A 1079-nucleotide genomic window follows, 5' to 3' on the forward strand; every position below is an offset into this window, starting at 1 on the left:
AGTGAACCTTGGCGATCTGCGTCTCGAAAGCGACGATCGCCTGCGCGCGCGCCTCGGCATCCGCTTCGCCCGCCATGGTCAGCATCTTGGCCAGATGCGCCTGATAGGCGGCGCGCGCGGCCGTCAGCTTGGGATCGTCGCTCAGATAATAGTCGCGGTCGGGCATCCCCAGGCCGGACTGACGCAAGCCGACGGTGTAGAGATTGGGCTGGCGCGCATCCTGACCGACACCCGAGCCGAAGGGGATGCCGACGCCGTTCCGATCCGCCTCGGCCAGCAAGGCGGCGTAGCCCGACTTGTCGTTCAGCCCCTTGATCCGGCTCAGCCAGGGCTGGATCGGCGCCAGCCCCTTGGCCTCGATCGTGGCGGTGTCGAGATAGGTCGCATAGGCGGTACCGATCTGGTTCCCCTGCCCCTTGGCCTGTTCCAAGATGGTGTGGGTGCGCTCCCGCGACAGATCGGCGAGTTTGTCGAACGCACCATAGCTGGACTTGTCCGCAGGGATGGCGGTGGTCTTTGCCCATTCGCCATTGGCAAAGCCATAGAAGTCGTCGCCGGGGCGCACGGATTTGTCCATGCCCTTTTCGTCGAAGCCGAAACGCCCATAGGTCGGGCCGTTGGCGGCGGCGGGGCGATCCTGCGCGTTCAAAGCCACGGTTCCCGTGATCGCGGTCGCGCCGAGCAGCGCGGCGATGGCCAAGCTCTTCATCATTCTCTCCAAAGCAAAAAAGGCCCCCCGGTCGGTGCCGGAGGGCCTGTCATTCGGTCGATTACCAGATGCGGACGCGCTGCTGCGGCGTCAGCGCCATCTTGTCGGTCGGCTTGACGCCGAACGCGGCATACCAGGGATCGAGGTTGCGCACGGTCAGCACGCGCTCATGCCCCGGCGAGTGCGGATCGGACAGCAGCGCCTGGCGCAGCGCCGGTTCGCGCCACTTCGTCCGCCACACCTGCGCCCAGCCATAATAGAAGCGCTGGTCGCCGGTCGTGCCGTCGATCACCGGCGCGGGCTTGCCGCCCAGCGACTTGTGATAGGCGTCGAGCGCGACAGTCAGGCCCGCCAGATCGGCGATATTCTC

At 66.2% G+C, this 1079-nt stretch carries 1 protein-coding gene and 1 pseudogene; both read right to left on the reverse strand.

Going from position 1 to position 1079, the window contains the following annotated elements:
• A pseudogene (locus U1700_RS15230) lies at positions 1–712 on the reverse strand (M13 family metallopeptidase N-terminal domain-containing protein); the annotation flags it as partial.
• 58 nt (positions 713–770) lie between these two features.
• A partial coding sequence (locus tag U1700_RS15235; RefSeq protein ID WP_332753511.1) for a M13-type metalloendopeptidase occupies positions 771–1079 on the reverse strand: 309 nt, incomplete at its 5' end.

This window comes from Sphingomonas sp. RB1R13 (genome assembly GCF_036663775.1).
Lineage (GTDB): Bacteria > Pseudomonadota > Alphaproteobacteria > Sphingomonadales > Sphingomonadaceae > Sphingomicrobium.